This window comes from Streptomyces sp. NPDC059994 (assembly GCF_042737755.1).
In the GTDB taxonomy this organism is placed as follows: domain Bacteria; phylum Actinomycetota; class Actinomycetes; order Streptomycetales; family Streptomycetaceae; genus Streptomyces.
Map to the genome: position 1 here is coordinate 1 of NZ_JBHWUR010000180.1, position 9,374 is coordinate 9,374.

The 9,374-nt window shown below is 73.3% G+C and carries 6 protein-coding genes and 1 pseudogene; 3 read left to right on the forward strand and 4 right to left on the reverse strand.

Annotated features, from left to right (window positions below; translation table 11 throughout):
• Positions 1 to 78: 78 nt before the first annotated feature.
• Together dnaJ and hrcA are read right to left on the reverse strand one after the other, a co-directional pair.
• Positions 79 to 1,215 (reverse strand): molecular chaperone DnaJ, encoded by a 1,137-nt coding sequence (gene dnaJ / locus ACFWA7_RS38870; protein WP_385548079.1) that lies wholly within the window; start codon positions 1,213 to 1,215, stop codon positions 79 to 81.
• Positions 1,216 to 2,232, reverse strand: coding sequence for a heat-inducible transcriptional repressor HrcA (gene hrcA / locus ACFWA7_RS38875; RefSeq protein ID WP_385548076.1), 1,017 nt, complete (start codon positions 2,230 to 2,232; stop codon positions 1,216 to 1,218).
• Between the two features lie 190 nt (positions 2,233 to 2,422).
• Here hrcA and ACFWA7_RS38880 point away from each other — a divergent pair, with 190 nt between their 5' ends.
• Both ACFWA7_RS38880 and ACFWA7_RS38885 read left to right on the forward strand, forming a co-directional pair.
• Complete coding sequence (locus tag ACFWA7_RS38880) at positions 2,423 to 3,145, forward strand: MBL fold metallo-hydrolase (protein ID WP_385827906.1); 723 nt, start codon at positions 2,423 to 2,425, stop codon at positions 3,143 to 3,145.
• A 47-nt stretch (positions 3,146 to 3,192) separates the two neighbouring features.
• Positions 3,193 to 4,017, forward strand: coding sequence for a DUF3097 domain-containing protein (locus tag ACFWA7_RS38885; RefSeq protein WP_385548070.1), 825 nt, complete (start codon positions 3,193 to 3,195; stop codon positions 4,015 to 4,017).
• A 667-nt stretch (positions 4,018 to 4,684) separates the two neighbouring features.
• Here ACFWA7_RS38885 and hemW read toward each other — a convergent pair.
• Both hemW and ACFWA7_RS38895 read right to left on the reverse strand, forming a co-directional pair.
• A complete protein-coding gene (hemW, locus tag ACFWA7_RS38890) occupies positions 4,685 to 5,917 on the reverse strand; it encodes a radical SAM family heme chaperone HemW (protein ID WP_385827908.1) in 1,233 nt (410 codons plus the stop codon).
• 77 nt (positions 5,918 to 5,994) lie between these two features.
• Positions 5,995 to 7,914 carry a SpoIIE family protein phosphatase gene (locus ACFWA7_RS38895; RefSeq protein ID WP_385827911.1) on the reverse strand — a complete coding sequence of 640 codons (1,920 nt, stop codon included), beginning with the start codon at positions 7,912 to 7,914 and terminating at the stop codon, positions 5,995 to 5,997.
• Between the two features lie 179 nt (positions 7,915 to 8,093).
• Between ACFWA7_RS38895 and ACFWA7_RS38900 the strand changes: the two are divergent.
• A pseudogene (locus tag ACFWA7_RS38900) lies at positions 8,094 to 9,359 on the forward strand (HAMP domain-containing protein); the annotation flags it as partial.
• Positions 9,360 to 9,374 lie beyond the last annotated feature (15 nt).

The following is a 9,374-nucleotide window of genomic DNA, read 5'->3' on the forward strand; positions in this document are numbered from 1 at the left end:
GTCCCTGACTACCCAGGGGCGCGGGGAACTGCGCGCTCAGCCCACCACCGGCCCGCACACAAAGACCGGGCCAAACCGTCAGCGGCCGTTGAACGCGTCCTTCAGGCGGGAGAACAGCCCCTGCTGCCCCGGCTGGAACTGGCCGAGCGGCCGCTCCTCGCCGCGCAGTTTGGCCAGCTGGCGCAGCAGGTCCTCCTGCTGCGGGTCCAGCTTGGACGGGGTGGTGACCTCGACATGGACGATCAGATCGCCCCGGCCGCCGCCGCGCAGATGCGTCACACCGCGCCCGTGCAGCGGGATGGACTGGCCCGACTGGGTGCCCGGGCGGATGTCCACCTCCTCCATGCCGTCCAGCGTCTGGAGCGGCACCTTGGTGCCGAGCGAGGCCGCCGTCATGGGGAGGGTCACCGTGCAGTGCAGATCGTCGCCACGGCGCTGGAAGACGTCGTGGTTGAGCTCGTGGATCTCCACGTACAGATCACCGGCGGGGCCGCCGCCGGGGCCGACCTCGCCCTCGCCCGCGAGCTGGATGCGGGTGCCGTTGTCGACACCGGCCGGGATCTTGACCGTGAGCGTGCGGCGCGAGCGGATGCGGCCGTCGCCGGCGCACTCCGGGCACGGGGTGGGCACGACGGTCCCGAAGCCCTGGCACTGAGGGCAGGGGCGGGAGGTCATGACCTGGCCGAGGAAGGAGCGGGTCACCTGGGAGACCTCGCCGCGGCCGCGGCACATGTCACACGTCTGCGCCGAGGTGCCGGGGGCCGCGCCCTCGCCGCTGCAGGTCGTACACACCACCGCGGTGTCGACCTGGATCTCCTTGGTCGTACCGAAGGCCGCCTCGTTGAGGTCGATCTCCAGCCGGATCATGGCGTCCTGGCCGCGGCGGGTGCGCGAGCGCGGGCCGCGCTGTGCCGCGTTGCCGAAGAACGCGTCCATGATGTCCGAGAAGTTCCCGAAGCCGCCCGCGCCGAAGCCTCCGGCGCCACCGCCGCCGGAGGACGACAGGGGGTCGCCGCCGAGGTCGTAGACCTGCTTCTTCTGCGGGTCCGAGAGGACCTCGTAGGCGGCGTTGATCTCCTTGAAGCGCTCCTGCGTCTTCGGGTCCGGATTCACATCCGGGTGGAGTTCACGCGCCAGGCGCCGGAACGCCTTCTTGATCTCGTCCTGCGATGCGTCGCGGCGTACGCCCAGTACGGCGTAGTAGTCCGTGGCCACTTACGACTCCGCCAGGATCTGTCCGACGTAACGTGCCACTGCGCGTACCGCTCCCATCGTTCCGGGGTAATCCATGCGGGTCGGTCCGACCACGCCGAGTTTTGCGACGGCTTCGCCGCCCGAACCGTAGCCGACCGAGACCACGGACGTGGAGTTCAGCCCTTCATGGGCGTTCTCATGCCCGATTCGTACGGTCACGCCCGATTCCTTGGCCTCGCCGAGCAGCTTGAGGAGCACCACTTGCTCCTCCAGCGCCTCCAGCACCGGCCTGATGGTCAGAGGGAAGTCGTGTCCGAAGCGGGTGAGATTGGCGGTGCCGCCGATCATCAGCCGCTCCTCGGTCTCCTCGACCAGGGTTTCGAGCAGGGTGGAGAGGACCGTCGAAACGGTTCCTCGGTCCTCCGGCTCGAAGGAGTCCGGCAGGTCCTGCACCAGCTGCGGGACGTCCGCGAAGCGGCGCCCCACCACCCGGCTGTTGAGCCGGGCCCGCAGGTCCGCCAGCGAGGTCTCGCCGAACGGCGCCGGGCAGTCGACCAGCCGCTGCTCGACCCGCCCGGTGTCCGTGATGAGCACCAGCATCAGTCTGGCCGGGGCCAGTGACAGCAGCTCCACGTGCCGCACGGTGGACCGTGTCAGCGACGGGTACTGCACGACGGCGACCTGCCGCGTCAGCTGCGCGAGCAGCCGCACGGTCCGCGCCACCACGTCGTCGAGGTCGACGGCCCCGTCCAGGAAGTTCTGGATGGCCCGCCGCTCCGGCGACGACATCGGCTTGACGCCCGCGAGCCGGTCGACGAACAGCCGGTAGCCCTTGTCGGTGGGAATGCGCCCCGCGCTGGTGTGAGGCTGGGCGATGAAGCCCTCCTCCTCCAGCACGGCCATGTCGTTGCGCACGGTCGCCGGGGAGACCCCCAGCGCGTGCCGCTCGGTCAGGGCCTTCGAGCCCACCGGCTCCTCGGTCCCGACATAGTCCTGGACGATGGCGCGCAGGACCTCAAGTCTGCGTTCACTGAGCACCGCGCACACCTCCAGCTGTCGTCCCTAGGCGCTCTGCCTGGCACTCTGTGCGTTCGAGTGCCAGCAACCCCCCGGCCAGTGTACGGCCGACCGGTACACCCCTAGCAAGGGCGGCCGCCCGTGACGCTCGCGGCGCGGTGGAGCGGCGCGCTCGGACGCCGTCCCCGACCGCCCGGGATAGCGTCACGTCATGGACGTCAGATGGGAAGAGTTCGGCTGGGAACGCTTCGGCGACGGCGTGGGCCGCCGCCGGCTTCCGGGGTGGGACGCGACGGCCGGGCTGGTCGTCGGCGCCGACGCGGTCCTGCTGTACGACACGGGGTCGACCCTGCGCGAGGGCGCCGAGCTGCGCGCCCAGGCACAGGCGCTGCTCGGGCGCCGGGTGACGCACATCGCACTCAGCCATCCGCACTTCGACCACGTGCTCGGCACGGCCGCGTTCTCGGGGGCCGAGGTGTACGGGGCGGTGGGCATCGACCGCGTGCTCGACGGCGACGCCCTGCGGACCGACGCCGTCGCGCACGGGGTGCCGGCCGCGCAGGCCGCCGAGGCGGCGGACCTGCTGGTGCGCCCGCACCACTTCGTGGCGGGCGAGTGGACGCTGGAGCTGGGCGGGCGGCAGGTGCTGCTGGCGAACGTGGGCCCGGGCCACACCGGTCACGACCTGGCCGTACTGGTCCCGGCCTCGCCGGGGTCGCCCGAGATCGTCTTCTGCGGCGACCTGGTCGAGGAGTCCGGCGAACCGCAGGCGGGCCCGGACGCGGTCCGCACCCGCTGGCCCGCAGCGCTGGACCGGCTGCTCGACCTGGGCGGCGAGGACGCGGTGTACGTGCCGGGGCACGGGGCGGTGGTGGACGCGGCGTTCGTACGGGCGCAGCGGACCCGGCTCGCGGCGGAATTCGGCGTGTCGTAGCGGCGTACACCCATATGGCCACATGATCCGCCCGTATTCTCATCCGAATGCGCAGCTACAGCCCGGACCTGACTCCGCCCTGGAAGAAGGGGACCCCGGCCCCCGAGGTGCCCGCCGAGCTCGACCTGGTCGTCGAGGAGGTGGCGACCGGGTTCTGCGGGGCGGTGCTCCGCTGTGAGGCGGGAACGGTGACGCTGGAGGACCGCTTCGGCAAGCAGCGCGTGTTCCCGATGGAGGCCCGGGGGTTCCTGCTGGAGGGCAAGGTGATCACGCTGGTACGCCCGCCGGCACCCTCCCCCTCACGCCCGGCGCGCACCGCCTCCGGCTCCGTGGCGGTGCCCGGGGCGCGGGCGCGGGTCGCACGCGCCGGGCGCATCTACGTGGAGGGCCGCCACGACGCGGAACTGGTGGAACGGGTCTGGGGCGACGACCTCCGGATCGAGGGCGTGGTCGTCGAGTACCTCTCGGGCATCGACGACCTCCCCGCCATCGTCGCGGACTTCGCCCCCGGCCCCGACGCGCGCCTGGGCGTCCTGGTCGACCACCTGGTCCCCGGCTCCAAGGAGTCCCGGATCGCGGCGGCGGTCACGGGCGAGCACGTGCTGGTGGCCGGGCACCCGTACATCGACGTGTGGGAGGCGGTGAAGCCGGCGTCGGTGGGGATCGGGTCGTGGCCGGTCGTACCGCGGGGGGAGGACTGGAAGACGGGGGTGTGCCGGGCGCTGGGCTGGCCCCCCAACACGGGGGCGGCGTGGCAGCGGATCCTGTCGGGGGTCCGCTCCTACCGGGACCTGGAGCCGGAGCTGCTCGGCCGGGTGGAGGAGCTGATCGACTTCGTCACGGATCCGGCCCCCACCCCGCCCCTTCCCTAAACCCTCCGGGGGTGGGGGTGGGCTGAGGCGGCTCTCCCGGGGGCTAGCCCCCCCCCGGACCCCCGGCGGGGCTGCGCCCCTGCCCCCTGCTTCGGGGCTCCGCTCCGGACCCCGGCACGGGGGTGGGTGGGCTGGGCTGCCGGGGGCTCCGCCCCGGGACCCCATTCGTCTGCGGGTCGTCTGTGGCTGGTCGCGCAGTTCCCCGCGCCCCTGAAGGGAGGGAGCTTCGCTCCCTGCCCCCCGCTCCTCGAACACCGGAGGGCCGGAACGTGGCCGCGCCCCCTTCTGCCTGCCTTCAGGGGCGCTGGGAACTGGGCGACCAGCCCCCGTGAGCCCGCAGGGAAACAGGGGTCCCGGGGCTTCAGAGGCGCGGGGAACTGGGCGATCAGCCCCCACGAACCCGCAGACAAACAGGGGCCCCGGGGCTTCAGAGGCGCGAGGAACTGCGCGACCAGCCCCCACGAACCCGCAGACAAACAGGGGCCCCGGGGCTTCAGGGGCGCGGGGAACTGCGCGACCAGCCCCCACGAACCCGCAGACAAACAGGGGCCCCGGGGCGGAGCCCCGCAACGGGGTCTGGGGGCGCGGCCCCCAGCAAGCCGCCTCGGCCCACCACCCGGCCGCCCGCCGGAGGGCTTAAGGGAACGGGCGGGGAGGGGACAAAAGCTCAGTCCACCAAATCCCGCACCACCCCATCCGCCAACAACCTCCCCCGCAACGTGAGCACCGCCCGCCCCTCCCCATACGGCCCCGGCTCCAGGAGCCCCTCCGACAGGGCGCGGCGGGACGCCGCGAGGCCGGCCGGGTGCAGGAGGGACAGGGCGCAGCCGTCGCGGAGGCGCAGCTCCAGGAGGATGCGTTCGACTCGGCGGTCCGACAAAGAGAGGACCTCGCGGCCCGCGCCCGGCGTGCGTCCGCCCGCCAGCGCCGCCGCATACGCCCCCGGGTGCTTCACGTTCCACCAGCGGACCCCGCCCACGTGGGAGTGGGCTCCCGGCCCCGCGCCCCACCAGTCCGCGCCCCGCCAGTACAGCTCGTTGTGGAGGCAGCGGCCGGCCTCCGTGGTGGCCCAGTTGGACACCTCGTACCAGTGGAAGCCCGCCTCCGCCAGCACCGCGTCCGCGATCAGATAGCGGTCCGCGTGGACGTCGTCGTCCGTCATCGGGACCTCGCCCCGGCGGATCCGGCGCGCCAGCTGGGTGCCCTCCTCGACGATGAGGGCGTACGCGGAGATGTGGTCGGGGCCCGCCCCGACCGCCGCCGCCAGCGACTCCCGCCAGTCCTCGTCCGTCTCCCCCGGCGTCCCGTAGATCAGGTCCAGGTTGACGTGGTCGAAGCCCGCCGCCCGCGCCTCGGCGACGCACGCCTCGGGGCGCCCCGGCGTGTGCGTACGGTCGAGGATCTTCAGGACGTGCTGCTTCGCGCTCTGCATGCCGAAGGAGACGCGGTTGAAGCCGCCCGCCCTCAGCTCCTCCAGATACGCCCGGTCCACCGACTCCGGGTTCGCCTCCGTCGTCACCTCGGCGTCGTCCGCCAGGCCGAATTCCTCGCGTACGGCCGACAGCATGCGGACCAGGTCGGCCGCCGGGAGCAGGGTCGGGGTGCCGCCGCCCACGAAGACCGTGCGGACCGGGCGGGGGTCGTCGCCGAGCACCTTCCGGGCGAGGCGGACCTCGTCGGTCAGGGTGGAGACGTAGTTGTCCCTGGACGCCAGGACGCCGCCGGAGCCGCGCAGCTCGGTGGCGGTGTACGTGTTGAAGTCGCAGTATCCGCAGCGCGTGGCGCAGTAGGGAACGTGCAGGTAGAAGCCGAGCGGCCGCTCCCCCGCGCCCTCCAGGGCGGAACCGGGCAGCGCCCCGTCCTCGGGCATGGGCTCACCATCGGGCAGTACGGAAGGCATGCCCCCATTGTCCGCCACCGGGGAGCGCCCTCTCACCGCACGCCCGCGCGCCCCCGGGGCCGGCCGACCGCCCGAGGTCACCGCGCCTGGAGCACCAGCAGCGCCAGGTCGTCCTCCGGCGGCGTCGTGCCAAACGCGTACACCGCCCGCTTGACGCTCTCCGCGACCCCCGTCGCCGTCATCCCCACGCACCCCGCGAGCACCGCCGCGAGCCCGTCGCCGTCGTCGAACATCTGCCTCCCCGAGCGGCGCTCGGTCACCCCGTCCGTGACGCACAGCAGGGTGTCCCCGGGCATCAGGCGGAAGCTCTCGCTCTCGTACGCCGCCCCCTCCACCACTCCGATCAGCACCTGCGGCACCGCCGCCGCCCGCACCGACCCGTCGGGCCGCAGCAGCAGCGGCAGCGGGTGCCCGGCGCTCGCCAGGGTGCACAGGACGCCGCCGCCCTGCTCCTGGGGGACCGGTACCAGCTCCCCGTAGAGGAGGGAGAGGAAGCGTGCCTGCGGGCCTTCGGTCACCTCGCGTCCGCCGGCCGCCGCGACCATCCGCGCGGCCGCCTCCGCCGCCTCGACCCCGTCGTCGACGAGCAGCTTGTTGAGGCGGTCGAGCACGCCGTGCACCGCGTACCCCTCGCGGGCGAGCAGCCGCAGCCAGGGCCGGACCAGGCCGGTGACGACCGCCGCCTCGGGGCCGCTGCCCTGGACGTCGCCGAGGGCGAAGCACCAGCGGCCGTCGGCGCCGGGGAACAGGTCGTAGAAGTCGCCGCCCGCCACGCCCTCGCCGCTGGGCTGGTAGACCAGCGCGCTGTCGACGCCCGGGATCTCCGCGACGCTCGCGGGCAGCAGCCCGCGCTGGAGCACCCGGCTGATGGTGACCTGGCGGGTGTACTGGCGCGCGGCGCCGATCGCCAGCGCCACCCGGCGCACGAAGTCCTCGACAAGGCCGGTGACCTCGTCGGGGATGCGCGCCATCCCGGCCCGCCCCAGCATGAGCACGCCGACGGCCCGGCCGCCCGCCACCATCCGGTACGCGAGCGCCGCCCCGTCGTCGCCGTGCTGCGGGCCCGGCCACGGCATCGGGACCGGTCCACCGCGCGCCGACTCCGGCAGCCGGGGCGGCTCCTTCTCCAGGACCGCCCGCAGCTCCGCGATCCCGGACTCGCGGGCGTGCCACACCCGGGCGAGCCGGGGCTCGCCGACCGGGCCGCCGGCCTCCGGGCCGAGCCAGATCGCGCACCAGTCGCAGAGCCGGGGCACCAGGAGCTGTCCGGCGAGCGCCGCGATCAGGTCCTCGTCGAACTGGCCCGCCAGCAGGTCGGACGCCTCCGCCAGGAAGGAGAGGGCGCCCCGGTTCACCCAGTCGCGGTCCTGCCCGGACGGGGCGCCGCGCGGCGGGGTGGCCAGTATCTCGGCGGCGCGCAGGCCGCGTTGGAGCCGCGCGTCGGGGCCCGGGTCCCCGTCGGAGCGGGAGGCGTCGTCCGTGTCGAGGAGCAGCCGCGCCCACACCGTCTTCAGTCCGGTGCGGTAGGTGATCCCCCAGCACTCCGCGAGCGCCGCCACCAGGTGCAGCCCCCGCCCGTACTCCGGCGTGCCCGGTTCGCGCGCCCCGCGCGGCTCGTTGCGTACGACCCTGGAGGGGTGGTGGTCGGAGACCTCGATGACCACCGCGCCCGGTTCGTCCCCGGCGGGCGGCTCCAGGCGGCAGACCAGCTCGACGGTGGTGCCGGCGTGCACCACGGCGTTGGTGACCAGTTCGTTGACGAGTATCGCCGCGTCGTCGGCGGCCCGGTCGTCGAGCCGGGCGGCGCCGGGCGCCCCCTGGCCCGTCCAGTCGGCGAGGGCGGCCCGGACGAAGCGGCGGGCGGCGGACGGCGCGTGCGGGTTGCCGGGCAGGCTGGCGCGGGCGGCGGACCCGGTCCCGCGCTCCGCCGCGTCGGGGGAAGGCGCCGGGCGGAGTGGGCGGTTCACGCTCTCCCGCTGCGTTGGAATGGACCCCACGGTGCGGCTCCCGATCGGTTCTCACATTGCGCACCTCATGACACCGACAGAGTGACAGACTGAGCGGGCCCATAAGCGCCGAGTCACCGAAGTGGGCCGAGATGAACAGAGACAGTGCCGTGCCGCCCGGGGGCGGAGACTGGATCCGCGCACTGGAGTTACGCCCGCTGCTGGCCGCGATGACCGCGCTGCGCGACGGCGACTTCGGGGTCCGGCTCCAGGAGACCCACGAGGGCATACCCGCCGAGCTGGCAGCGATCTTCAACCAGGTCGCCGTGCGCAACCAGCACCTCACCGACGAGCTCTTGCGGGTGCGCCGCGAGGTCGTCCGCCACGGGCGCCTGGACGAGCGGCTGGCCGCCAGCCCCGGGCAGGGCGCCTGGCAGGCCGGGGTGACCAGCGCGAACACGCTGATCGACGCCCTGGTCGTACCGGCGGCGAACGCCACGCGCGTCCTGGACGCGGTGGCGGGCGGCGATCTCACCCAGCGGGTCGACCTCCACGACGGGAACCGACAGTTGCGCGGCGATCTGCGCCGGCTGGGCCGGGCCGTCAACAAGATGGTGGACCAGCTCTCCCTCTTCACCGGCGAGGTGACCCGGGTCGCCCGCGAGGTCGGCACCGAGGGGCGGCTGGGCGGGCGCGCCAAGGTGCAGCGCCTGAGCGGCAGTTGGCGGGACGTGACCGAGGCCGTCAACACCATGGCCTCCCGGCTGACCGCCCAGGTCCGCGACATCGCCGCGGTGACCACGGCGGTGGCTCGGGGCGATCTGACCCGGACGGTGACGGTCGAGGCCACCGGCGAGCTGCTCGAACTGAAGCTCACCGTGAACACGATGGTCGACCAGCTCTCCGCCTTCGCCGACGAGGTCACCAGGGTCGCCCGCGAAGTCGGCACCGAGGGGCAGCTCGGTGGACGAGCCCAGGTCCGGGGCGTCTCCGGGGTCTGGAAGGACCTCACGGACAACGTCAACTTCATGGCGTCGAACCTCACCTCCCAGGTCCGCAACATCGCCCAGGTGACGACGGCCGTCGCCAACGGCGACCTCTCCCAGAAGATCACCGTCGACGCCCAGGGCGAGATCCTGGAGCTCAAGTCGACCATCAACACCATGGTCGACCAGCTCTCCGCCTTCGCCGACGAGGTCACCAGGGTCGCCCGAGAGGTCGGCACCGAGGGCAATCTGGGCGGGCGCGCCCAGGTCCGGGGCGTCTCCGGGGTCTGGAAGGACCTCACCGAGAACGTCAACTTCATGGCGGACAACCTGACCTCCCAGGTCCGCAACATCGCGCTCGTCTCGACGGCGGTGGCCCAGGGCGACCTCGGCAAGAAGATCACGGTCGAGGCGAAGGGCGAGATCCTGGAGCTCAAGTCGACCATCAACACCATGGTCGACCAGCTCTCCGCCTTCGCCGACGAGGTCACCAGGGACTCCCGAGGGGTCGAGAAGTAGGTGGTC